The organism is Microvirga sp. ACRRW (genome assembly GCF_022346925.1).
In the GTDB taxonomy this organism is placed as follows: domain Bacteria; phylum Pseudomonadota; class Alphaproteobacteria; order Rhizobiales; family Beijerinckiaceae; genus Microvirga.
Genome location: NZ_JAKRNJ010000004.1, coordinates 214,022 through 238,405, shown reverse-complemented (window position 1 = coordinate 238,405; position 24,384 = coordinate 214,022). Strand labels below are relative to the sequence as shown.

20 protein-coding genes and 1 riboswitch are annotated in these 24,384 nt (G+C 60.2%); of the genes, 10 read left to right on the top strand and 10 right to left on the bottom strand.

What is annotated here, in order from left to right:
- Nucleotides 1-69: 69 nt before the first annotated feature.
- Genes MHY87_RS11295 through thiB form a run of 3 tightly spaced genes read right to left on the bottom strand, consistent with a single transcriptional unit; the run spans nt 70 to nt 3,346 of the window.
- Entirely contained in the window at nt 70-771 is a 702-nt protein-coding gene (locus MHY87_RS11295) for an ATP-binding cassette domain-containing protein (protein WP_239351806.1), read from the bottom strand.
- A complete protein-coding gene (locus tag MHY87_RS11290) occupies nt 758-2,326 on the bottom strand; it encodes an ABC transporter permease subunit (protein ID WP_239351805.1) in 1,569 nt (522 codons plus the stop codon). The genes MHY87_RS11295 and MHY87_RS11290 overlap by 14 nt, the downstream gene beginning before the upstream one ends.
- A 15-nt stretch (nt 2,327-2,341) precedes the next feature.
- Nucleotides 2,342-3,346, bottom strand: a complete 1,005-nt coding sequence (thiB, locus tag MHY87_RS11285) for a thiamine ABC transporter substrate binding subunit (RefSeq protein WP_239351804.1) — start codon at nt 3,344-3,346, stop codon at nt 2,342-2,344.
- 68 nt (nt 3,347-3,414) lie between these two features.
- A riboswitch (TPP riboswitch) is annotated at nt 3,415-3,521 on the bottom strand.
- 127 nt (nt 3,522-3,648) lie between these two features.
- Here thiB and solA point away from each other — a divergent pair.
- Both solA and MHY87_RS11275 read left to right on the top strand, forming a co-directional pair.
- On the top strand, nt 3,649-4,833 hold the full coding sequence (gene solA, locus MHY87_RS11280) for an N-methyl-L-tryptophan oxidase (RefSeq protein ID WP_239351803.1): 1,185 nt from the start codon (nt 3,649-3,651) through the stop codon (nt 4,831-4,833).
- Nucleotides 4,834-5,012: 179 nt separating this feature from the next.
- A complete protein-coding gene (locus MHY87_RS11275) occupies nt 5,013-6,764 on the top strand; it encodes an HWE histidine kinase domain-containing protein (RefSeq protein WP_239351801.1) in 1,752 nt (583 codons plus the stop codon).
- A 45-nt stretch (nt 6,765-6,809) separates the two neighbouring features.
- Here the strand turns inward: MHY87_RS11275 and MHY87_RS11270 are convergent, their stop codons facing one another.
- Nucleotides 6,810-9,155 (bottom strand): Tex family protein, encoded by a 2,346-nt coding sequence (locus MHY87_RS11270; RefSeq protein WP_239351800.1) that lies wholly within the window; start codon nt 9,153-9,155, stop codon nt 6,810-6,812.
- 195 nt (nt 9,156-9,350) lie between these two features.
- Between MHY87_RS11270 and MHY87_RS11265 the strand changes: the two genes are divergently transcribed.
- The 4 genes from MHY87_RS11265 (at nt 9,351) to MHY87_RS11250 (ending at nt 14,361) form a co-directional block, all read left to right on the top strand.
- Entirely contained in the window at nt 9,351-10,655 is a 1,305-nt protein-coding gene (locus MHY87_RS11265) for an Hsp70 family protein (RefSeq protein WP_239351799.1), read from the top strand.
- 98 nt (nt 10,656-10,753) lie between these two features.
- Nucleotides 10,754-13,540, top strand: a complete 2,787-nt coding sequence (gene ppc / locus MHY87_RS11260) for a phosphoenolpyruvate carboxylase (RefSeq protein ID WP_239351798.1) — start codon at nt 10,754-10,756, stop codon at nt 13,538-13,540.
- 107 nt (nt 13,541-13,647) lie between these two features.
- Entirely contained in the window at nt 13,648-13,815 is a 168-nt protein-coding gene (locus tag MHY87_RS11255; protein WP_239352291.1) for a hypothetical protein, read from the top strand.
- A gap of 96 nt (nt 13,816-13,911) precedes the next feature.
- Nucleotides 13,912-14,361, top strand: a complete 450-nt coding sequence (locus MHY87_RS11250; protein ID WP_239351797.1) for a DUF2809 domain-containing protein — start codon at nt 13,912-13,914, stop codon at nt 14,359-14,361.
- Here the strand turns inward: MHY87_RS11250 and MHY87_RS11245 are convergent.
- On the bottom strand, nt 14,306-15,241 hold the full coding sequence (locus tag MHY87_RS11245; RefSeq protein WP_239351796.1) for a DUF817 domain-containing protein: 936 nt from the start codon (nt 15,239-15,241) through the stop codon (nt 14,306-14,308). The two genes, MHY87_RS11250 and MHY87_RS11245, sit on opposite strands and share 56 nt — an antisense overlap.
- A 116-nt stretch (nt 15,242-15,357) precedes the next feature.
- Between MHY87_RS11245 and MHY87_RS11240 the strand changes: the two genes are divergently transcribed.
- A complete protein-coding gene (locus MHY87_RS11240; RefSeq protein WP_239351795.1) occupies nt 15,358-16,272 on the top strand; it encodes a dihydrodipicolinate synthase family protein in 915 nt (304 codons plus the stop codon).
- A 14-nt stretch (nt 16,273-16,286) separates the two neighbouring features.
- The gene (locus MHY87_RS11235) at nt 16,287-17,066 is read left to right on the top strand and encodes an SDR family oxidoreductase (RefSeq protein ID WP_239351794.1); all 780 of its coding nucleotides are present in this window, start codon (nt 16,287-16,289) and stop codon (nt 17,064-17,066) included.
- Nucleotides 17,067-17,117: 51 nt separating this feature from the next.
- Here the strand turns inward: MHY87_RS11235 and chrA are convergent, their stop codons facing one another.
- The 3 genes from chrA to MHY87_RS11220 form a co-directional block, all read right to left on the bottom strand.
- On the bottom strand, nt 17,118-18,512 hold the full coding sequence (gene chrA, locus MHY87_RS11230) for a chromate efflux transporter (RefSeq protein ID WP_239351793.1): 1,395 nt from the start codon (nt 18,510-18,512) through the stop codon (nt 17,118-17,120).
- 1 nt (nt 18,513) lies between these two features.
- Complete coding sequence (locus MHY87_RS11225) at nt 18,514-19,338, bottom strand: sulfurtransferase/chromate resistance protein (RefSeq protein ID WP_239351792.1); 825 nt, start codon at nt 19,336-19,338, stop codon at nt 18,514-18,516.
- Nucleotides 19,339-19,448: 110 nt separating this feature from the next.
- Nucleotides 19,449-20,213, bottom strand: coding sequence for a TIGR00730 family Rossman fold protein (locus MHY87_RS11220; RefSeq protein ID WP_239351790.1), 765 nt, complete (start codon nt 20,211-20,213; stop codon nt 19,449-19,451).
- 465 nt (nt 20,214-20,678) lie between these two features.
- Between MHY87_RS11220 and MHY87_RS11215 the strand changes: the two genes are divergently transcribed.
- Nucleotides 20,679-21,857, top strand: coding sequence for a fumarylacetoacetate hydrolase family protein (locus tag MHY87_RS11215; RefSeq protein WP_239352263.1), 1,179 nt, complete (start codon nt 20,679-20,681; stop codon nt 21,855-21,857).
- Nucleotides 21,858-22,396: 539 nt separating this feature from the next.
- A complete protein-coding gene (locus MHY87_RS11210) occupies nt 22,397-22,975 on the top strand; it encodes a hypothetical protein (RefSeq protein ID WP_239351788.1) in 579 nt (192 codons plus the stop codon).
- A 41-nt stretch (nt 22,976-23,016) separates the two neighbouring features.
- Here the strand turns inward: MHY87_RS11210 and MHY87_RS11205 are convergent, their stop codons facing one another.
- Nucleotides 23,017-23,868: a lytic transglycosylase domain-containing protein gene (locus tag MHY87_RS11205; protein WP_239351786.1), complete on the bottom strand. Its 852-nt coding sequence runs from the start codon at nt 23,866-23,868 to the stop codon at nt 23,017-23,019.
- 45 nt (nt 23,869-23,913) lie between these two features.
- Entirely contained in the window at nt 23,914-24,381 is a 468-nt protein-coding gene (locus MHY87_RS11200) for a DUF6644 family protein (RefSeq protein ID WP_239351784.1), read from the bottom strand.
- Between the last annotated feature and the right edge of the window lie 3 nt (nt 24,382-24,384).

The window sequence follows — 24,384 nt, the reverse complement described above, 5'->3', positions numbered from 1 at the left end:
TCTGGGAGCGCGAAAAGATCCGTTCTGCCGACACTTAGCGGGAGGCAATACCAGTTATGAGGTCAAGGCTCAGGTATTGGAGACTGCAGCGGCGATCCTGGCCGCAAGGGAGCCTCCGAGGATGGTGGAGGGGGAATCTGAGGCGACCACCCTGCCATCGGCCACGAACGCCATCTGGTCCGCGAGATCGGCCACATCCTCGGGTGTGTGGATCGTCATGAGGATCGTGACGGGACGCTTTCTGCGCAACTCGCCCACGAGTTGAACCATGTCGCGCCGCAGGCCTGGGTCGAGACTGCTGAAAGGCTCGTCGAGAAGGATCAAAGGCCGGCCCGAGACGAGCGCGCGCGCCAGCGCCACGCGTTGGCGCTGGCCGCCCGACATCTCCCCAGGCTTGCGTGCATCGAGACCTTTCAGGCCGACGGCATCCAGCATCTCTTCAGTGAGAAGCCGCTCATTGTCGGAAAGGCGCAACGATGGGCGAAGTCCCAAAGCCACGTTCTGCGCCGCCGTCAGGTGTGGGAAGAGATTGTGATCCTGAAAGACGATGGCGACGGGACGCTTGGCCGGTTCGAGAGGCAGGAGGTTCGTCCCCTCGAAGGTAAGCGTTCCGCTCTCGGGCTTCTCGAAGCCTGCGATCATGTGCAGCAGCGTGGTTTTTCCGCCGCCCGATGGGCCGATGACGGCGCAGAGCGCGCCTTTGTTCACCGTCAGGGAATAGTCGGCGGTAAAATCCGGCCATGTGAGGCGGCAGTTTTCAATCACCAGCATGAGACAAGCGACCCGAAGCATTAGCGAGGAGAAAAGCGACAAGCACGATGAGAAGGCCGATGGCCGAAGCTTCATCGAGCCGGTATGCGCCGAGCCTCTCGAAGAGAAGATAGGGAAGGGTGATGAGTTCCTGTCCACCGAACAGGGCGATGATGCCGAAATCGCCGAACGAGAGTGCCATGGCCAAGGCAAAGGCCGCACCGAAGGGACGCTTGATCAGCGGCCAATCCATGATCGTGAGCTTGTTCACGCCCGTGATGCCAAGCGACGCGGCAACGCGGCCATATCGTTCTTCCGCCGTCAGAAGGCGAGGGGCGAGTGAACGATAGGCGAAAGGAACGGCGGCAAGGCCGTTGATCAAAGGCAGAAGAATGAGACCTGCCGCTGAAGGATCGGTGAAGCGACGCACGATGAGGAACAGGCCAGCCGTCAGCGCAAAGGGGGGTACGGCGAGCAGGGTATTGGGGAGAAAATCGTAAAACGCTGCCATGCGGGGCGAGCGCAGAGCGACACGCCATCGACGGGCCGAGGAAGCAAGGGCCAGCGCGAGAAAGCAGGCGATGGTTGCAGCGATGATTGCAATCGTCACGCTCGTGACGAAGGCGCGCAGAAGATCGATGTCGATGACATCCAGCATGTGGCTCAACCCGGTCAGCATGCTGAGGGCCAGGGGAGCGATGAAGAGCGTTCCTGCCGCGAGAACGACAGCATCAAGAATTTTGAGGTTCTTGTTTTTCGCATCGGGACGCTGGATCAGGCCGCGGATGGTGTGCGTCGTCGGCGGCCTCGTCAGAGCCCAGTTGAGAACGCCTGTCAGCGTCAGGCAGATGGCAAGCTGGATCAGCGCAAGCCAGGCCGCGCGACCGAAATCGAGATCGATCTTGAGCGCTTCGTAAATGGCGACTTCCAGCGTTGACCGGCTGGGCCCTCCACCCAGCGCCAGCACGATGGCGAAACTCTTGAAGCACAGAAGGAACACGAGTCCGGCAAGCCCCGGCAGTTCTGCGCGCAGCACAGGCCAGTCGAGATGGCGGAAGATATGTGAGGGCTTGAAGCCGAAGGCGGATGCGAGTCGCCATTGCTCCGACGGGACGAGGCTCAAGGAATCGAGAAGAATGCGTGTGACGTATGGCGCGTTGAGGAAGACATGGGCGATCAGGATGCCCGGATATCCGAAGATGCTGAAACTCTCTTTCCATCCGAGAAACGACAGGGCTTGCGTGATCCATCCGCTGCGCCCGTAGACGGCGAAGACCGCGAAGACCGCAACGATGGTGGGAATCACCATCGTGGTGCCGAGCAGCGCCAGCACCAGGTCGCGTCCCGGAAAGCGGCGTCGAGCGAGTGCGAGGGCCAACGCAACGCCGAGTGACAGGGAAAGGATTGTGGAAAGGGCAGCCTGAATGAGTGAGAAGGCCAGAACCCGCCACAGATAGGGGCCGATGGAGAGAAGCGCCGGCTTCTCTCCACCGATTGTTGCGAGCGCGATGAAGCCGCCCGCAACCAGAGCCACGATGGCGAAGGCCACGAGGCTTCCGGGATGGGGCAGCTTCATCGTCATCGCTGTCGGTTAGCGCGAAGCGGCGTTGAGCCAGGTGTCGGTGAAGGCGCGACGGTTCTGCTGCACTTCCTCGGGCGTGAACAGCAACGCCTTCTGAGGCTGCACCAGATCCTTGAACGATGCGGGCAGGCCCGATGCGGGCACCTTGGCGGGCATCATCCAGTTGCCTTCGGGCATGGCTGACTGGAAAGGCTCGCTGAGCACGAAAGCCATGAACTTCTTCGCAAGCTCGGGCTGCTTCGTGGTGCGTGTCATGCCGGCAAGTTCAACGTGCAGGTAGTGTCCTTCCGAGAACGCGGCCGCCTTGTAGTTGTCCTTCTTTTCGGCCGCGATGTGATAGGCCGGGGACGTGGTGTAGGACATCACCATGTCCGCTTCACCCTTCATGAACAGGCCATAGGCCTCCGACCATCCCTTGGTGAAGGTGACGATGCGCGGCTTCAGCTGCGTCCAGGCCTCGCCCGCCTTGTCGCCATAGACCTTCTGCATCCATAGCAGCAGGCCAAGGCCGGGCGCGCTGGTGCGCGGATCCTGCAGAACCACCTTCGGACCGTTGGGATTCTCGATGAGCTCCTTCAGGCTCTTTGGCGGGTTGGGCAGCTTGTTGGCGTCATAGACAAAGGCATAGTACCCCCAATCGAAGGGAACGAACGTGTCGTCGTTCCAGGCAATCGGAAGCGACAGGTCCTTCACGGCCACGCCATGCGGCGCGAAGGCGTTGAGCGCCTTGGCTTCGGCCGCGAGGTTCATGTCGAGGCCCACAATCACATCGGCCTTCGTGTCGGTCCCTTCGAGGCGCAGGCGCCCGACGAGGCTGCCCGCATCTTCTGCGGTGACCCAGTTGAGATCACAGCCACAGGTTGCTTCAAAGCGCTCCTCGACGGTTTTTCCGGGGCCGTATTTCCCGGCAAACGAGCCGTAAGTGTAGACCGTGAGCACAGGCTTGCCCTGTGCGAATGCGGCGCTCGTCGCCAGGAAGAACGAGGCTAGGGTGAGAAAAGATCGGCGTAACATCAAGGTTGCTCCCATGCATGATGCAAGCCGGGTTGGCGGCATAACTCGCACGGGGCGCAGTTTTCTCTGCGATATCGCATGCTCATTCCCTCCGCCGGCATGACCCGGATCAGGTTCGACGGGTCGGCGGCCTTGCCGCCTCTCAGCCCCGAAAGAGGCTCCCCGTGAGACAAGGCGGTTCTAGAGCAGATCCCCTTGCAACACAAGGGAAGCGGCAAAAGCATCCCAGCATCCTGCTGCACTACCCTTGCGGCAGAGCTAAGATTCTGTTTGGAATAGGAAAAGTTGTGGGTGTTTCGCGAATGAGTGTTGCTCGATCTTATGATGTTGCCGTGATCGGCCTCGGAGCCATGGGTGCCGCCGCGCTCTACCAGCTCGCGAAACGAGGGGTGAAGGCCGTCGGGATCGACCGTTTCTCGCCGCCGCACGACCAGGGTTCGACCCACGGCGAGACCCGCATTACCCGCCAAGCGATCGGCGAAGGCGCGGTTTATGTGCCGCTTGCGCTGCGCTCGAACGAGATTTGGGAGGAGCTTGAGGCTGAGACCGGCGAGCGGCTTCTGACCCGGAACGGGTGCCTGATCGTGGAAGCGGTCAATTCCGTTTCCAACGGTGTCGTTCGCGCGGCCTTTCTGGATCGCACGAAACAGGCGGCAAAAGCCTACGGCATTCCGCATGATATGCTGGATGCGGCGGAGATCCGCCGACGCTACCCGCAATTCACGCCGCGCGAGGATGAGATCGGTTATTTCGAGCCGGGCGGCGGCTATCTCAATCCGGAGCGCTGTGTCGGTGTCCAGCTCGAGCGCGCCCGTGCCTTGGGCGCTGCTGCGGAACTTGGAACACGGGTGCTCTCCGTCTCCCCCGATGGGAATGGCGTTCGAATCATCACGGATCGTGGAGAACTCTTAGCCGGGCAGGTCATCGTCTCCGCGGGAGCCTGGGCGCCATCGCTTCTTGGAGAACCGTTCAAGCGGCTTTTAACTCCCAGTCGCCAGGTCATGCATTGGTTCGAGGTTGATCCGGATTACGCGGAACATTGGTCGAAGAGTCCCGTCTTCATCTGGTCACACGGGCCGAGCCCCAACGATTTCTTCTATGGTTTTCCCTCCTTGAGCGGCACCAACGCTATCAAGACCGCAGGCGAGCAATACGATGCGTTCGTCCATCCCGATGAGATCGAGCGGGCTGTTACTCCTGCCGAATCCGATGCCATGCGTGCGGAGCATCTCTCCGGACGGGTCCAGGGGCTTCGCCGCCAGGCCCTGCGAGCCGCGACCTGCCTTTATACGATGACCTCGGATTCCAACTTCCTGATCGACCGTCATCCTGAGAGCGATCGCATCCTCGTTGTGTCTCCGTGCTCGGGGCACGGCTTCAAGCACTCGGCGGCCATTGGCGAGGTGGCGGCCCAATGGGTGCTCGACGGGAAAACCGGGATCGACGTCTCCGCTTTCGCCCTCTCCCGGTTCAAGATCGCGGCGTGATGGAGAGCGGCGCGATGAGATTTCATTTACAAGTTGGTGCGACAATCCGTACCGGCAGGACATGGCGCCCAAAGCTAGCATCGGCTTGGGCGGCATGCTTGATGCATCAAAGGCCATCATGGGCTTCGGGGATATGACAGGTTCAAGGGATGGCTGAACTGCCAATAATGGATTGGCGAGTGCTCGCGGCCGTAGCTGCACTCGGCCTCACGGCCGGCTGTGCTTGGCTGGCCGGGCGCGCCTCCGTGCGCCGTCCCCTCAAGTCTTTCTACCAGGCCGTGGATCAATGGCGGCACGGCAACCTACAGACGCGGGTTGAGGTCGAGAATCCGAACACGCCGATCGGCTACCTGAGCTCGGCCTTCAATGACATGGCCAGCAAACTCAGCCTCCGCGAGGCAGAGCGCGAGAATGTCCTGAAAATTCTGCAAGAAGGGGAAGAGCGCCTTCAGATCGCCCAGGAGGTCGCGGGCTTCGGCATTTGGGACTGGGATCACTCGACCGGTGAGATCAGTTGGTCAAAGCAGATGTTCCTGCTCACCGGGCTCAACCCCGATGAGAGCGGGACCAATCCCTTCAAGGCTTGGATCGGAATTCTCCATCCCGACGACCGCGAGCGGCTGGAGTGGCAGGTCAAGCAACTGCCGCGCACCTTGGAGCCCTTAACGACGGAGTACCGGATCGTGAGGAGCGACGGCTCGGTGCGATGGCTTCAGATGCGCGGCCAGTCCCTGGCGGGCAAGATGGGCAAGCCCTTGCGGACGGTGATCGTCAATCTCGACATCACGCCGAGCAAGGAAAACGAAGTCCGTGAGCGTTTCATCCTCAACCTCAGCGACCAGATCCGCGATCTCGTCCGTCCAGACGATATCCTGATGACGGTGTCCGAGGCTCTCGGCAAGCATCTGGGCGTGACTCGCCTCGGCTATGGCGAGATCGAGCACGACACGATGATGCTGACGACGCTTGTCGATTGGCGTGTGGAGGGTATGCCCTACATGGTGGGCCGCCATCCTCTCACGCCCTTCGGACCGTTCGTCTGCGACGAGATGCGGGCCGGGCGGACTCTGGTGATCAACGATGCGCTGTCCGATCCCCGTCTCCGGGACAATACGGATGTTTTCATCGCGCTCCAGAATCTCGGAACCATCGTCGTCTCCCTGGTGAAGGAAGGGCGCCTGAGCGCGGCGCTCTACGTTCACAACACGACCAAACGGCTATGGACCGAAAGCGAGATCGAGCTTTGCCGGGATGTCGCCGAACGTACATGGGCCGCCGTTGAGCGAGCCCGCTCGGACGCGCGTCAGCGCCTGCTGATCAACGAGCTCAACCACCGGGTCAAGAATACGTTGGCGACCGTGCAGTCCGTTGCGGCTCACAGCTTCAGGATCGGTGATCCCAATGCCGGACGCGCGGCCTTCGAGGCGCGTTTGTTCGCGCTTTCCAAGACGCATGACGTTCTGACGCGCGAGAACTGGGAAGGCGCGAATCTTCAAGACATCGTTCAGGAAGCGATGGCTCCTTACGCCAGAGACAATATCGAGCGCTTTAAGGTTTCCGGTGAGCCGATTCAGCTTCCGCCGAGAATTGCCCTGCCGCTCGCCATGGCCCTCCACGAGCTTTCAACCAATGCCGCAAAGTATGGAGCATTCTCGTCCGAGACTGGCGAGGTGCTCATTGAGTGGACACTGATCCGCGTCGAGGATGCGCCGCGTCTCGTGCTCAAATGGTCCGAGCATGGTGGGCCGCTGACGCAAGCTCCAACTCATAAAGGTTTCGGATCCCGCCTCATCGAGCGCGGCTTGAGCCGCGAGCTTGGAGGCACGGTGGATCTCGATTATCGCCCGACCGGCCTCGTCTGCACGGTGAGCTTCCCACTGCCTGAAGCGGAGACCGTCGATTATTACCGCGCCAACGAAAAGCTCGCGTGATGCTCTCACGCGAGCTTGAGCGATTACTGGCCTTGCGATAGCGCGTCAGCGCCGCGCGTTCTTGTCTTTCGCCAACCCTGCCCGGCGCAGAGCCTCCGCCATGGCTCCGCCTGAGTCATTCGAGGCTGTGGGAGCGGAAGATCGCTTCTCATTCTGAGAACGATGCTTCTGGAGCGCGCCGCGGTTTTCGTCCGAACGACCGGCCGGACGCTTCTCTGCGGGATCGCTCATGCGCATGGTCAGCGAAATGCGTTTGCGCGGAATGTCGACTTCCAGCACCTTCACCTTCACGATGTCGCCGGGCTTCACCACATCGCGCGGGTCCTTCACGAAAGTCTCGGAGAGCGCTGAGATGTGCACGAGACCGTCCTGATGCACGCCGATGTCGACGAAGGCGCCGAAAGCGGCCACGTTCGTCACTACGCCTTCCAACATCATGCCGGGTTTAAGATCGCTGATCTTCTCAACGCCTTCCATGAAGGTCGCTGTCTTGAACTCGGGGCGCGGATCGCGGCCCGGCTTTTCCAGCTCGGACAGAATGTCCTTCACAGTCGGCACGCCGAATTTCTCATCCGTAAAGTTCTGCGGGTTGAGCTTCTTCAGCACGCCGCCATTGCCGATGAGAACCTTGATGTCGCTCTTCGTCGCTTCAATGATGCGGCGTACGACCGGATAGGCTTCCGGGTGAACACCCGAGGTATCGAGCGGGTCATCGCCGTTCGGGATGCGCAGGAAGCCTGCTGCCTGCTCGAAGGTTTTCGGTCCAAGGCCCGGCACGTCGCCGAGTGCTTTACGCGTCTTGAACGGGCCTTTGGCGTTTCGGTGCTCGACGATGTTCTTCGCCACCCACTCGCCAAGACCCGACACGCGCGACAGAAGCGGCGCGGAGGCTGTGTTGAGATCGACGCCGACCGCGTTCACGCAGTCTTCCACCACGGCATCGAGCGAGCGCGAGAGCTTGTACTCCGCGAGATCGTGCTGGTACTGGCCGACGCCGATGGATTTAGGATCGATCTTGACGAGCTCCGCCAGCGGATCCTGCAGGCGCCGCGCGATGGAAACCGCTCCACGCAAGGACACATCGAGGTCCGGCAATTCCTGACTTGCGTAGGCGGAGGCGGAGTAAACGGACGCGCCTGCCTCCGACACCATGATCTTGGTGAGCTTCAAGTCTGGATGCTTCGTCACCAATTCGCCTGCGAGCTTGTCGGTCTCGCGAGAGGCGGTGCCGTTGCCGATGGCGATGAGCTCAACCTTGTGAACGCGGCACAGACGCGCGATCGTCGCCAAGGATTCATCCCATTGGCGCTTCGGCTCATGGGGATAGATCGTGTCCGTCGCGACCACCTTGCCAGTGGCGTCAACCACGGCCACCTTCACGCCCGTGCGATAGCCCGGATCGAGGCCGAGCGTCGGGCGCGTGCCGGCGGGCGCCGCGAGCAGAAGATCGCGCAGGTTGCCTGCAAAAACCTTGACCGCTTCATCCTCGGCGAGCTGCCAGAGCTTCATCTTCATGTCGAGTTCGATGGAGAAGCGCAGCTTCGTGCGCCATGCCCAGCGCACCGTTTCCAGAAGCCACTTGTCGCCGGGACGGCCTTGGTCGGTGATACCGAAAGCAAGGGCTGTGCGGCCCTCATAGCGGCTCACATAACCGGGCTCCACCGCATCCTTGTCCTCTTCCATGCGCAGATCGAGGACCTCCTCCTTCTCGCCGCGGAAGAGCGCGAGAATGCGGTGGGAGGGGAGCTTGGTGAGAGGCTCGGCGAAGTCGAAGTAATCGGCGAATTTCGCGCCATCCGTCTGCTTGCCGTCGCGCACTTTCGAAGTAACGCTGCCGCGCTCCCAGTAGATCTCGCGCAGGGCACCCAGCAATTCCGCGTTTTCCGCAAAGCGCTCCACGAGAATGGCGCGCGCGCCTTCAAGAGCTGCTTCAGGTGTTGCGACTTCCTTTTCCGTATTCACGAAAGCAGCGGCTTCCGCTTTCGGATCGCGCTGCGGCTCGGTGAGGATGAGGTCTGCGAGCGGCTCAAGGCCCGCTTCCTTGGCGATCTGCGCCTTGGTGCGGCGCTTGGGCTTGTAGGGGAGGTAAAGATCTTCGAGGCGCGCCTTGGTATCGGCCGTGTTGATCTGGAGCGCCAGCTCATCGGTGAGCTTGCCCTGCTCGCGGATGCTGTCGAGGATCGTTTTGCGGCGATCCTCCATTTCACGCAAGTAGCGCAGGCGCTCCTCCAGGGTGCGGAGTTGCGAGTCGTCAAGAGTCCCGGTGACTTCCTTGCGGTAGCGCGCGATGAAGGGCACGGTCGAACCACCATCGAGCAGATCGACGGCTGCCTTGACCTGCCATTCCTGCACATTCAGTTCGCTCGCGATGCGCTGACCGATGGATAGCATGAACCTCTCCGATATTAAGGTAAGGTGCGGCTTCTACGGGGTGGGAGCCCTCCGGGTCAACGCCCTATCCCCAGCCCCAGGGTCGCACTGCCCCTTGGGAAGGATGAAGGGGGTGCTTCCTGAAAAACCGCTTGGCTCTCGGGGCTTAGACGTATAGACCGTGCGGCCCTTGAACCGCTCCTTGCCGGGTCCGCCATGTCAGTTTCCAATGATCTTTCTATCGGTATCGATTTCGGAACCAGCAATACGGTGGTGGCGGTTGCCGATTCGCACGGCAATGTGGAGGCGCTGACCTTTGACCATGGTGGCGAAAAGCTGAAGGTCTACGTGACGGCCCTCTGCTTCTGGGATGAGCGCCATGGCAATGGCCTGCGTACGCAGGTCGAAGGCGGACCATGGGCCATCGAGCAGTTTCTCGAAGGCCTGGATCCTCACCGTTTCATCCAGTCCTTCAAGACCTTCGCCGCGAGCGCGACATTTCAGGAGACCCGCATCTTCCGCGATCGCTATCGCTTCGAGGATCTTCTGAGCTCCTTCCTGCGCACCCTTGTGCGTCATGGCGGATCGCAGCTCAATTGGGGCGTTCCCAATGTCGTGATCGGAAGGCCGGTGCAATTTGCCGGGTACAACCCGGACGAAGATCTGGCCATGCAGCGTTATCGCGCAGCGTTCGGAGCGCTTGGTGCCGATCACGCCCGCTACGTCTATGAGCCTGTCGGTGCGGCCTTCTTCTATGCGCGCCAGCTCAACCGTGATTCCACGGTGCTGGTGGCGGATTTCGGCGGCGGCACCAGCGACTTTTCCGTCATGCGCTTTTCGCGCAAGAGCGGCGTTCTCCGCGCAGAACCGTTGGGGCATTCGGGCATCGGCATTGCGGGAGATGCCTTCGACTACCGTATCGTCGATCAGGTCGTTTCGCCCCGGCTCGGCAAGGGCGGCTCATACCGCTCCATGGGCAAGACCCTGTCGATTCCCAATCATTATTACGCCAATTTCGCGCGCTGGAACCAGCTCGCCATGATGAAGAGCAGCGGCGATCTGAAGGAGCTCCGTGAGCTTGCCAAAGTGGCGCTCGAGCCGGAGCCCTTGGAAAAGTTCATCGACATCATCGAATACGATCTGGGCTTTGCGCTCTATCGCGCGGTATCCTCTGCCAAAGTGGCGCTGTCGAGCCAGGAGGAGACGGAATTCCGGTTTAAAGGCGAGAGCGTCGACATCAAGGCGCTTATCAAGCGCGCTGATTTCGAAGACTGGATTGCGGAGGATGTGCGCCGCATCGCGGCGACAGTCGATGAGGCGCTGGTCAAATCCAGGGTGCCGTCCACAGAGATCGACAAAGTCTTCCTGACGGGCGGCACATCCTTCGTTCCCGCCATCCGAAACCTCTTTGTGGAGCGTTTCGGTGAGGAAAAGCTGACATCGGCCGATCAATTCGAGTCCATTGCCTATGGTCTGGCGCTGATCGGCCAGACCGAGGATCCCGAACGCTGGGCCGTCTAGGGCAGTAGGGTTGTTGGGAAATAAAATTATCCTTGTGATCGGGGGAGGGAGGGGCTTTATTTCGCGGTGCAGCATAAAGCCTGAACCGGGAGCCCTCCATGTCCCTTATCAACCCAGACATCACGCCGGAAAAGGACTTCCCGCTCCGTGACGACATCCGTCTATTGGGCCGGCTTCTTGGCGATACGATTAGGGAACAGGAAGGTGAGGCGGTTTTCGAGATCGTAGAGCGCATCCGCCAAACCTCGATCCGGTTTCACCGGGATGAGGACGCGGCGGCCCGCAAGGAACTTGAGACGATCCTGAACAGCCTTTCCCGTGGGCGCAGCAATCAGATCATCCGCGCTTATAGCTACTTCTCGCATCTGGCGAATATCGCGGAAGACCAGCACCATGTGCGGCGATCCCGCGCCCATGCCATGGCGGGCGCGCACGCGATGACGGCACCCGAACCCCGTGAAGGCACGCTTGCGCGGGCCTTGAAGCTCGCACACGAGGCGGGCATCAGCCAAGAGGCGCTGCAGGCCTTCTTCGCCTCCGCCCTGGTGTCTCCGGTGCTGACGGCGCATCCGACCGAAGTGCGCCGCAAGAGCACGATCGACCGCGAGATGGAAATCTCTCAAGTTCTGGCGCAGCGTGATCGTCATCAGCTGACGCCGGAAGAGGGGGCAGCCTCGGAGGAGGCCATCCGCCGCGCCATTCTCACCCTGTGGCAGACGAGCATCCTGCGCCGCAACCGCCTGAAGGTGATCGACGAGGTCGTGAACGGCCTGTCCTATTACGACTACACCTTCTTCAAGGAATTGCCCCGCGTCTATGCCTCTCTGGAGGATCAACTCGCAGCCACGGATCCGGTCTGGCAGAGCGTGGAAATTCCCTCTTTCCTGCGCATGGGAAGCTGGATCGGCGGAGACCGCGACGGCAATCCGTTCGTGACGGCGGATGCGCTCAGGCAGGCGTTGCTTCTGCAAAGCAGGCATGCGCTCGGCTTCTATCTGGAAGAGCTGCATTGCCTGGGCGGCGAGCTTTCTCTCGACGAACGCTATGTGAATGCGTCCGAGCAGGTTCATGAATTGGCGAAGGCGTCGCCCGATGCTTCTCCGCACCGGCAGAGCGAGCCTTACCGCCGCGCTATCACAGGCATGTATGCGCGCCTCGCAGCGACAGCCGCGAGCTTCGGCCACGACGATGTGGCTCGCCATGCCGTGGGCGAGGCGCCGGCCTATGCCAGCGTCGAGGAACTCCTGGGCGACCTTTCCATTCTGCATCGCTCTCTCGTCACCAACGGCTCGGCTGCTCTCGCACGTGGGCGCCTGCGCCGCCTGCGCCGTGCGGTCGATGTATTCGGCTTCCATCTCGCGAGCCTCGATCTGCGCCAGAATTCCGACGTGCATGAGCGTGTGGTGGCGGAATTGTTCGAGAAGGCTGCTCCAGGCACGGCTTACGAGACGCTTTCCGAAGAGCGGCGCGTCGAGCTTCTGCTGGAAGAACTCAGGACGCCGCGCCTTTTAACCTCACCTTACCTGGAATATTCCGAGGAGACGGCGAAGGAACTTGCCATTGTGCATGAGGCGGCCGCAGCGCATGGGCGCTACGGGCAGGCGGCAGTGCCGAATTACGTGATCTCCAAGGCAAGTGATCCTTCCGATATTCTCGAGGTTGCTCTACTCCTGAAGGAAGCAGGACTCCTGCGGCCGCGCGAAGGCGAAATGGCGGTCAACATCATCCCGCTTTTCGAGACCATCGCCGATCTGCGCAACTGCAGCCGCGTCATGGACGATCTCTTCACGCAATCCGACTACATGCGCCTCTTGCGCAGTCGTGGACAAGCGCAGGAGGTGATGCTCGGCTATTCCGACAGCAACAAGGATGGCGGCTATCTCACCTCCGGCTGGGAACTCTACAAGGCGGAGACTGAGCTCGTCGACGTGTTCAAGCACCATGGCGTTGCGCTTCGCCTTTTCCATGGTCGCGGCGGCTCCGTCGGTCGTGGCGGCGGGCCGAGCTATCAGGCCATTCTCGCGCAGCCTGAGGGGGCCGTGCAGGGCGCGATCCGCATCACCGAGCAGGGTGAGGTCATCGCAGGCAAGTATTCGAATCCGGATCTGGGGCGGCGCAATCTCGAAATCCTGGCAGCGGCCACCTTGGAAGCGTCCCTTCTGCATTCGGAACAATCCGCGCCGCGAGATGAGTATCTCAAAGCAATGGAGGAGCTCTCAGAGAGCGCCTACCAGGCCTATCGCGCCCTCGTCTACGAGACCGAAGGCTTCGAGCGTTATTTCTGGGAATCGACGGTGATCGGCGAGATCGCCAATCTCAACATCGGCAGCCGCCCGGCCTCGCGCACGAATTCGCGCCGCATTGAGGACCTGCGTGCGATCCCATGGGTGTTCGGTTGGGCTCAATGCCGCCTCATGCTACCAGGCTGGTATGGTTTCGGCTCCGCCGTCAGGGCGTTTCTGGAAAGGCGCCCGGACAACGGACTTGCGCTGTTGCAGGAAATGTATCGCGAGTGGCCGTTCTTCCAGGCTTTGTTGTCGAACATGGACATGGTGCTCGCCAAGAGCAACATCGCCATCGCATCGCGCTATTCCAAGCTGGTGGAGGATGAAGCCTTGCGCGAAGCGATCTTCCCCCGCGTGCGGCACGAGTGGGAGGATACCATCAAGATCCTGCTTTCAATCATGAAGCAGGAGACGCTGCTCGACAAAAATCCACTTCTCGCGCGCTCCATCCGCAACCGTTTCCCCTATCTCGATCCGCTGAACCATTTGCAGATCGAGCTTTTGAAGCGTCACCGTTCGGGCGATGCGGACGAGCAGGTGGTGCAGGGCATCCATCTCTCCATCAACGGCATCGCGGCGGGCCTGCGCAACAGCGGCTGACGGGCGCACCCCGGAACCCTCCCGTCAGGCTTCTGGTTGAAACGGCGGAGCGTTTCCGGCTCTTGATGAGCCGGAAACGCTTGCGGTTATAAACCAAGGAGAGAAGCATGGCTCGCGGTGACAAGTCGTCTTATACCGACAAACAAAAGCGCAAGGCCGAGCATATCGAGGAAGGTTACGAGAACCGTGGCGTTTCCGAGAAAGAAGCCGAGCGGCGCGCCTGGGCCACTGTCAACAAGCAGGATGGCGGCGGCAAGAAAGGCGGTCACAAGTAAGTGGATCCTATCTGTTGACTGAAAGCTCCAACCCATTGGTCATGCCGGGCGATCATGCTTTAACCATGACGTTGTTTCAAAAGCCCGGCATGACGAATGATCCGCCGACTGAAAATCGTTGAGAGCTTGAAGGAACGCCTGTTTTATGGCGCTGCCGCTCTTGCCGCTATCATGACTGGCAGTATATGGCGACTGGTGCCGCTTGGTTTGCCTTACTTCGCCGTCAAATATGGCGGATCTACAATCTGGGGCGCGATGGTCTATGCGATGGTTGCGTTCTGCATCCCATTCAGCCGTGTTCGCACAATTATCTTGATTGCGTTGATCCTGGCGATCCTGTCCGAATTCTTCCGCTTTTATCAAACACCTGAGCTCGATGCGTTCCGTCGAACTCTCGCGGGTCAACTGCTTCTCGGACGAATCTTCTCAGTCTGGAACATCGTCGCCTACGCAGCCGGGATTTTTCTGGCTGCTGCGGGAGACAAGGTTTTCAGACGCGCGCGGGCTCTGGCTGTGAGGCAGGCTGCGCTTTCTTCTCAATCGTGAAGGGTTGCGGCCGGTTGAGGGCTGCGATCATCACATAGGAAATGATCATCAAAAGGAACCATGCGCCGAGTTTGGTGAAGGGCACCATCGACCATCCCTTCAGCTGATGCGGATAAAGCCATGCCCCCGTGATGGTGCCGATATTCTCCGCGAACCAGATGAACAGCGACACGAGCAGGAAGCCGAGGAGCAGAGGCATCCGGCGATGAACGCGCCACACTTTGAAATAAACATTCGTGCGTCCGAACAGTAGTGCGGTGAAGCAAAACAGCACGAGACGGAAATCCGTGGTGTAATGGTGCGTGAAGAAATTGACGTAGATGCCGACCGATAGGAGAATCGCGGCCCAAACGGGCGGGTGGTGTGTGAAGCGGAAATCGAAGAGCCGCCATACGCGGGCGAGATAACTGCCCACGGCCGCATACATGAAGCCCGCAAACAGCGGCGCTCCTCCGATCCGGAACAGGCTGGCCTCAGGATAGGCCCATGAGCCGACGGAAGTCTTGAAGATCTCCATGAGAGTGCCGACCACATGGAAGAGCAGGATCACTTTTGCTTCTTCCAGGGTTTCCAGGCGCGTGACGATCAGGCCCCCCTGAATCAGGATGGCTGCGATAAACAGGAAATCGTAGCGCTCAAGGGAAGCACTTGCCGGATACCAGAGCTTGGTGGCGATCAAGAGCGCGACCATGAGGCCGCCGAACAGGCATGCCCACCCCTGCTTGATGCCAAAGCGCAGAAACTCATAGAGACCAGAAACCCACGGGCCCTTGGTCTCGACGGAGCGAGCAAGTCCTTCTTCGGCGGCGATGAACCGTGCGGTGAAAGGCCAGAGCTTGGCAGAGCTACGCTGAGAGAGGTTGAGGTCTCGAAACAACATTTCACATCTATCGCATGGAGCTAAATGCCTGCCAAGCTCCCATGCCGGATTGCCCTTGGAGAAGCCCCCTGAGGGCGTGTAAGGAAAGGGCCTTATATCCAGACAGGGAGGAAGCCTTGCTCACGAGTTCTGCCGCCGGCGTCTATGTCATCTGCCCCACGCCTTTCGAGAGTGACGGGCGGCTCGATATGGCCTCCACAGACCGGATGGTCGAGGCCTATCTCAAAGCCGGTGCAACGGGATTGACGATCCTCGGTATCATGGGCGAGGCACCTAAGCTGACAGCCGACGAGTCGCAGGCTTTCGTTCGCCAGGTCATGAAGGCGGTGGCAGGGCGCGTTCCGGTGATCGTGGGCGTCTCGGCTGCAGGCTTTGCCGCCATGTCGGCGCTCTCCGCAAAGGCGATGGATGCAGGTGCGGCAGGTGTGATGATCGCACCGCCCTCGACGCTCAAGACAGACGATCAAATCGTCACCTATTATGCCGATGCGGTCGAGGCTATCGGAACGGATGTACCTTTCGTCATCCAGGATTATCCGCTCACGACGAATGTGGTCATGACACCCAAGGTGATCATGCGCATCATCGAGCAGAATCCATCCTGCGTCATGCTTAAGCACGAGGATTGGCCAGGTCTCGACAAGATCACGACCCTGCGTCGTGCGAGCGACAAGGGCGAGGTGCGCCGCGTTTCCATTCTCTGCGGCAATGGGGGCCTGTTCCTTCCGTTCGAGATGGAGCGCGGGGCCGACGGTGCGATGACGGGCTATGCCTATCCTGAGATGCTGGTGGGTGTCGTCAATCTCATCAATCAGGGCAAGCGCAAGGAAGCGCATGATCTGTTCGATCGCCACCTGCCGCTGGTGCGCTATGAGACGCAGCCGGGCGTGGGATTGGCCGTTCGCAAATACGTGCTGAAGAAGCGCGGCATCATTGCTCATGACACGCTGCGCAAGCCCGGGCCTAAGCTGAGCCCGGAAACCATCTCGGATATCGACTGGCTGATGCAACGCATCGAGCGTTCGGAATAAAGGAGCCTGACAGGATGAAGACAGGATTGGAAGGAAAGCGTGCGCTGGTTCTCGGCGCGAGCAAGGGACTGGGCTTCGGGATCGCGCAGGGGCTCGCGGAAGAGGGCGCACGCGTCGCCATTGCAAGCCGCACCATGGAAGGCTCGAAGGCTGCCGCCGACAGGATCGGCCGCAATGTGCTGCCCTTCATCTGCGATACCGGCAAGGTGGATCAGGTCGACGCGCTCGCCAAGGATGTGACGGCGGCGTTCGGCGGGGTCGACATTCTCGTGCTCAACAGCGGCGGCCCGCCGCCCGGCAAGGCCCAAGGCGTAGCGTCCGATCAATGGCGTCAGTCCTTCGATGCCATGTTCGTCAATTTGGTGCGCATTGCGGACCAGCTTCTGCCCGGCATGATTGAGCGCAAGTTCGGCCGCATCATATCCGTGATCTCCTCGGGCGTGATCCAGCCGATTCCGAATCTCGCCATATCGAACGCGATCCGCCCCGCGCTTGTCGGCTGGGGCAAGACGCTTGCCAGCGAAGTGGCATCCTCCGGCGTGACCGTGAACGCCATCGCGCCGGGCCGCATCGCGACGGATCGGTTGAAGCAGCTCGATGCCGCCAATGCCGAGCGCACAGGACGCTCCGTCGAAGATGTGGCAGCGGCTGCGCGCGCCGGCATTCCGGCTGGCCGCTATGGCGAGATCGAGGAATTCGCCGCCGCCGCCGTGTTTCTCGCCAGCGAGAAAGCTTCGTTCATGACGGGCTCTATCCTTCGCGTCGACGGCGGGCAGATTTCTTCGGTGACCTGAAAATAAAGGAGAGAGGCAAGCCTTTGCCTCTCTCCTTTCCGAGCCTCTCGATCAGGAGAGCATTCCACTGGCGTACAGGACAATTCCCGCTGCGGATGTCGCGGTCAGTGTAGCCAGCATACCGAGCTTGAATCGGAACATCGCGACGATAGCTGCCGCTGACAGAAGAAGCGCCCAGAGATTGACGCTTCCCCAGACCGGAGCGCTCACGTTGACCGGCCCCCAGGTGACCGCATGAACCTCACGAAAGATCGTGTGGATGCTGAACCAGATCGCCAGATTGAGGATAACGCCGACAACGGCTGCCGTGATGGCAGAGAGCGCGCCGCTCAATGCCCTGTTGCCGCGCAGCACTTCGATATAAGGCGCGCCGAGAAAGATCCACAGGAAGCATGGAGCGAAGGTCACCCAGGTGGCGAGGAGGCCGCCCAACGTTCCGGCAGCAAGAGGGTGAAGCATGCCCGGATCGCGGAACGCCGCCATGAAGCCCACGAATTGCAGCACCATGATCAGTGGTCCAGGAGTGGTCTCGGCCATGCCGAGCCCATCCAGCATCTCGCCAGGCTTCAGCCAGCCGTAGGTCTCGACCGCCTGCTGCGCCACATAAGCCAGCACCGCATAAGCGCCGCCGAACGTGACCATGGCCATCTTGGAGAAGAACAGCGCGATCTGCGAGAATACGTTGCCTGCACCGAGCGTGATCACAAGCGCAAGAACAGGCGTAAGCCACAGAACCAGCCATACGCATGCGACACGCAGGCTTCGCCCGCGCCTGGGATGGGCATGCGAGGGTAGTTCGTTTCCAAGCAGGTCGCCGGATTGCTCGCTGGCCTTGGAGTCGCTGCCCGCCATGGCGAACTGAGGCATGCCAGCTCTTGCGCCAATAAAGCCAATGAAAGCTGCTGCGAAGATGATGGCTGGAAACGGAATCCCGAGAAAGAAGATCGCCACGAAAGCGGCCGCCGCAATGCCGGTCATCACCGCATTCTTCAATGCGCGCCGACCTATGCGGACCACGGCTTCCAGAACGATGGCAAGAACGGCTGCTTTCAATCCGAAGAACAGAGCCGCGACGAAGCCGATGTTGCCGTAGAGCGCATAGATCCAACTGAGCCCCATGATCGCGACGATGCCGGGCAGGATAAATAATCCGCCAGCCATGAGGCCGCCCATGGTGCGGTGCAAGAGCCACCCGATATAGGTTGCAAGCTGCTGCGCCTCAGGTCCGGGCAGGAGCATGCAATAGTTCAAAGCATGCAGAAAGCGCTCTTCGGAGATCCAGCGTTTCTCCTCGACGAGAATGCGGTGCATCACCGCAATCTGACCCGCGGGGCCGCCGAAGCTCAGGGCGGCAACACGGAGCCATACGAAGAACGCTTCTCTCAAGGAGACACCGTGATGACGCTCTCTCCGAATTGTATCGGGGCTTTCCAGCATCGTGCTCATCTCAAGGTCCTGCTTTTTGAGAAGGCCAGTTATGCGTCTCCTCCGTTGCATCTCGGCACCAACGATAGAAAGCATCATACAACAAGAGACCTGCCTCAAGTTGAGCGAGGTCGTCAGCAAACATGCGTGAAAGACCAAGCGATACGGCAAGTAAGCCTGGTGCCTCAGGAGCGAGGTCAAGGCGTGCCGTATCGGCACCTCTAACAATCGTGGCAAGTCGCTGTAGAGGTTCGGTTTTCAGGCCGAGTTCCTCGATCATCACGTCAAAGGTACAGAGCTCTCCACGGTGACTCCAGAATACGTCCTCACCTTCAATATCGAAGGGTGTTGCATTGAAGCGCTCACTAACGGCTTTGACTTCCGATGGAGAAACGAACAGGAACACGGCACTAGGATCGACAAAGCGACGGATCAACCAGGGACAGGCAATGCGATCTATCTTGGGGCGCGAGCGTGTCACCCAAAGAGTACGGCCTTGTGAATCGCGCGGCGGCAACTTTGCTTTTGGAATAAGAGGTAATCCTGCCTGCGACCAAGCGAGAATACCACCTTCAAGAGCGTCTGCGGCGGCTCCTGCATGCCGAAGCCAGGCTGCCGCGCCCTGACTGAGCTTGAGGCCCTTTTGACAAATTGTGATGACGGACCGGCCGGTGAATTCAGACGCCCAGTCTGACGCTGTTTCATACGGGCGCCGTATGGTGCCTGGCACGATGCACGGATTGGCGGCGAAGTCCTCCTCCGTGGAGACGTCAATGAGAATGGGGCACTTGGGAGTGCCAATGAGCCGGGCAAGTTTCTCAATGGAGATGGTGTTGAATGACGACATGATGCATCCGTAAGAAGCTAGAGCGGATGCGATGCTTGGGCATGTCGCCTCGTGGGGAGATCGCGATCCCCATGCGGCATATTACATATGAAGGGCTTTCCATTGTCAATTCACTCGGCAGGCACGACAAGTCCATTCTCGACAAGCGTGGCCCAGGTTTCCTCCGCCGTTTCCGCGAAGTGAACGAGCTTGCGGTCGTGCTCGCTGACCATACCATGTTCGAGCAGCGCATCGAACTTGATCACGGATTGCCAATATTCCTTGTCGAACAGGATGATCGGCAGCGGCGGGGCTTTGCCGGTCTGGCGAAGAGTCAGCATTTCGAACAACTCGTCCAGAGTGCCGAACCCGCCCGGGAAGACCACGAGCGCATTGGCGCGCATCGCCAGATGCATCTTGCGCATGGCGAAGTAGTGAAAGCGGAAGGTGAGATCGGGTGTCGAGTAGGAATTGGGTTCCTGCTCGTGCGGCAGAGTGATGTTGAAGCCGATGGACGGCGCGCCCACGTCGAAAGCTCCGCGATTGGCGGCTTCCATGATGCCCGGTCCTCCACCGGTGGCAATCACGTTGTCCCGAAGGCCGCTCGTGGCGGTCAAGGCGCCGCCGTGTTTCGAGGCAATGGCCCCGAAAGAACGCGCTTCTTCATACCAGAAGGCATGACGCCCCGGGCCGTTCTCGCGAACGCGAGCGCTTCCGAACACGACGATGGTGGACCGCACGCCCCAGAGTCGGAGTTTCTCCTCAGCCTTGGCATATTCCAGCTGAAAACGGACGCCCCGCATGGAATCGCCGAGCAGGAAGTCCTGGTCCATGGCGGCCAAGCGGTAGGAGGGGGCGGCGAGGTGGGCCGCGTTAGAGGGCTTTCCGTTGTCCATGGGCAGGGGCTCCTGTGTCATGGCCTGCAGAAAGCATATCTCGCTGCCGCGGTTAAGAGCCTAATGGTCCAGTCGGGATTTCTTGGGGACCGGATGGAGGAATACCGGAAGGCTCGCTCGGGCTGGGGGCTTCGCTAGGCGTTGCCGGTGGAACGCCCAAGGGTTCACCGGGCTCCGGAAGGCCGGCAGGGCCGGGGTCTGGGTGAACGGGCTGGGGTGCCGGGTTCGGCACGTCAGGCTGCGGCGGTGTTGGATTGGGCGTGTCGGACATGTCTGGGCTTCCTCCAGGATGAAAAGGCTCCGGTTCGGAACGGAGCACAAACGGCCTTTGTTCCGGTCATCTGTCATGCTGAATGACGTTCGCCTTTTTGCTGCTGGGCTCCAGCGCCAAGCTCGCTATATTGACGCCCAAGAAGGGCGAGAGGCCCTTTATGAGCCTAAAGGGAGTGCTTGCCCGTGAAACGCCTGTCCTCACTGAATGCTGCCGAGATCCTGCCTGCTGACGGCTATGGAGGAGCCCTCGCCGGACGCATCTGGCGCCCAAGCATCGGGCCTTGTGTGGTGGCCATCCGAGAAGAAGGCGTATTCGATATCTCCGCTGCCTACGCCACCATGAGCGAATTATCCGCAACGGAGAACCCGGCACAGGCATTGAAGGCGGCGCGTGGCGAAAGAGTTGCCGCGCTCGATGAGTTGGTGGCCAACACGCCGTCCGACAATCGCGATCCTTCCAGGCCCTGGCTTCTTGCACCCATCGATCTGCAGGTGGTCAAGGCGGCAGGCGTCACATTCGCCGTGTCCATGCTGGAGCGTGTCATCGAGGAGCGGGCACGTGGTGATGCAAGCGCTGCCGCCGCCATCCGTGCGGAAGTCCTGCGTCTCGTCGGTGACGATCTCAGCCGCTTGAAGCCGGGATCGTCGGAGGCCATGGCTTTGAAGAATGTGCTCGTCGCACAGGGGGCATGGAGCCAGTATCTTGAGGTCGGCATCGGACCAGACGCGGAGGTTTTCACCAAGGCGCCGACCTTATCGGCTGTTGGTGCTTTCATGGATGCGGGCCTTCACCCCAAATCCACCTGGAACAACCCCGAGCCGGAGGTGGTGATCATCGTAACCGCTGATGGCAGGATCGTGGGAGCGAGCCTCGGCAACGATGTGAACTTGCGCGATTTCGAAGGCCGTTCCGCGCTCCTGCTCTCAAAGGCCAAGGATAACAATGCCTCCTGCGCATTGGGCCCGTTCGTGCGCTTCTTCGACGAGAGCTTTTCGCTGGATGATGTTCGCAGCACTACCGTTACATTGACTGTGGAGGGTGAAGACGGTTTTAGCCTCGAAGGCTCCTCATCGATCACCAAGATCAGCCGCGATCCCGAAGACCTAGTTGCGCAGACGCTCGGCCCGCACCATCAGTACCCAGATGGGTTTGCCTTGTTCCTCGGTACCATGTTCGCGCCGACGAAGGATCGAGACGAAGCCGGTATGGGATTTACCCACAAGACTGGCGATATTGTCACGATCGCTGCGCCAAAACTCGGAAAGCTCGTGAACCGCATGAAACCGAGCTCGGATTGCGAGCCATGGACCTTCGGTCTTGGTGCATTCATGAAAAATCTTGCCGGGCGCGGCTTATTGAAAGCTCGCTAAGATTGATGAGGCGCACATGTGCAATGTGTGCGCCTCAACCGACATCAACTCCCATTCCATGCATTTTGGCGATCACCCGCCCAACGAATTAACCCCGTTTGAAAATCCCAGAAAGCTTCCTGGGTATTCCATTGAAGTTTGCCTTCCGAAAGCCATCATAAGTGACCACAAAGTGGTTGCCCTGAAGAGGTTTTGTTAGCGTCAAGCCGGAATGTCGTTCCATGTCGAGATATGCTTGTTCAGCATGCTCGGTATGAGTTGAAACTTCATTCTGTTGAATATTGACGTCCTGAGTTCTAAGGGCAGCAAGAATTTTCGCGCATTGTATCAGAGAGCTCAAAATGGTTGCTTACAGACGTTATCTTATTGCCTCGTCTCTTGCGCGTTTGATCAGGAAGGAAAGAGGCGGCAACCGCATCGCCGAAGGTCATTTTCCGAACCAAGCCGACCGGAGCTCCTTCGTCATTGTTGACGGAGACAAGGGCAGCCTCGTTCTTTTGCATGGAGGCCCTAATGGGCCGGTTGAGGAGAGGACCGAAGTGCCGCGCGCTCATGCGGAAGCGCTGCTCGATGTGACGCCGGGAAAGATCGATTATCTGCTGACCCACCTGACAGTCGGCACGCGCGATGTGCAGCTCGCGCGCTTCGTCACCCCAGGCCCACTCGACATGGTTTCAGTATCCTTCGAGAGTGAGGAAGAGGCCCGGGACTTTCGCCCTCTCTCCTGGTTCGGCGCCGATGTGACATCGGATTCCGGCTATCAGAACCGCGCGATTGCGCTTAACGGCCCGCCGCAGGTGCCGGAGGTTCCGCTCACGAACGCAGCGCTCAACAGTCTCCTCGACACGCTCGAGAACCGTTACAGCACCGGACGAGCCTATGCGCCGCAGCAGACGAGAGGCGGTGCCGATGCCGAACTCGTCCAAAGCGGTGCCGCGCCGGTGGCAAAAAATGAGAGAACAAAATCTGCTGCGCAGACCCGCCCGTCGTCACAGCCGACGCCGCCAGTATCGACGGATGTCGAGATTGCCGAGGACGAGAACAATGATCTCAATCTCAGCATCGAGGACAACGTGATCCGGGAACTCGCACGTTCCCTCAGACCGCAGCGGCGATAAGAGATGAGAGGCCCGGATTGAGCGATCCGGGCCTTTTTCGATCAACTCGGCAGAACGATGCAGCTTCCGCCGAAGGAGCGGATCTTGCGGCAGAGCACTTCTGCATCTTGACGGGTGTCCGCAGGTGCTCGGACCCGATAGAAGGTTCGTGTCCCGCGATAGCGCAGTCTCGTTCCGATAATCATGGGGTGCAAATCCTTCAATACGGATGCATAGGCCATGCTGGCTCGTCTGTACGAGGAGAGGGCCTGGGCCTTTGAGAAATTGCCGGACAATTGGACGCCCCAAGGCGCGAATGGAGCTTCGATCACATCGCCCCCTCCTGGATGCCGCAGGCTTGCCACGATCTGATGGCAGCTGTCCGGTTTAGCCTTTGCTTCATCTTGCTTCGGTTGATCCGCGGACTTTTTCAATTCGTCTGCCCATTCCTCGACCTCTCGCCCTGTAATCACAGCGACATAGTTCCGCGTCTCAAACGGCAAGCTCCCGCGCCCCTCCAGCCATGACGACACGCGCGCCGGGCCACCGTTATAGGCTGCTGCGGCAAGGCCCAGATTGCCGAAGCGCACGGACAGATCGGCGATCAGCTCGGCTGCTTTCGGAATGGCCTGCTCCGGGTCGAACGGGTCGGCAAGTCCGCGCTCCTGCGCGGTTCCAGGCATGAACTGCGCTACGCCCTGTGCGCCCGCCGGGCTGACCGCGCCTGGACGAAAGGAGCTTTCCTGCCAGATGAGCTTCGTGAGAAAATCGCGCGGAATATTCCGCTGTTCAGCCGCCCCTTCAATGAGACGGCACAGCGCCTGCTCAACCGTCTCGCTGGAACCGCCGGGGGCAGCCCAAGAAGTTCCGCAGACAGCCAAGAAACCGCAGAGAGGCGCTAGCCAGACGCGCATGCCACATCCTGTCAGAACTGCCTGTGCCGTGAGAAGAGTAGAAGCCTACAGATAGGCGATCATTCGTCCAGCCAAGAGGGCAGCGATCCAGGCGATCAAGGACACAAAAGCATAAGCCCTTGCTTCGGGAGGCAGCCTGCCCGCACGCAGCGCACCATTGAAGCGGGCATGAAACAGGACGACGTTGATGAGCCCAACGGCGATGAAAACCAACTTCGCATAAAAGGCCGGATTGATGCCGAGTGCCCGTGCTTCGACTGCGAGCAAAAGAATTCCTGTTGGAATTTGCAGCGCCAGCCCTGTGGCCGCAAGCGGAATGGCATAGCGGCTCACTTGCTGCGCGTTCTTTCCGTGCTCGGCCAGAACCTTCAGATCGAAGACCGCGATGCCGCCGACGACGAAGGCCGCTCCGAGCACATGAAGAAGATTGGCGGTGGTATAGAGCCACGCTGAATGGCGGCCGACATGCCCCAGCCAGGATGCTTCCAAAGCGGCGAGCATGTCGAGATACATGGC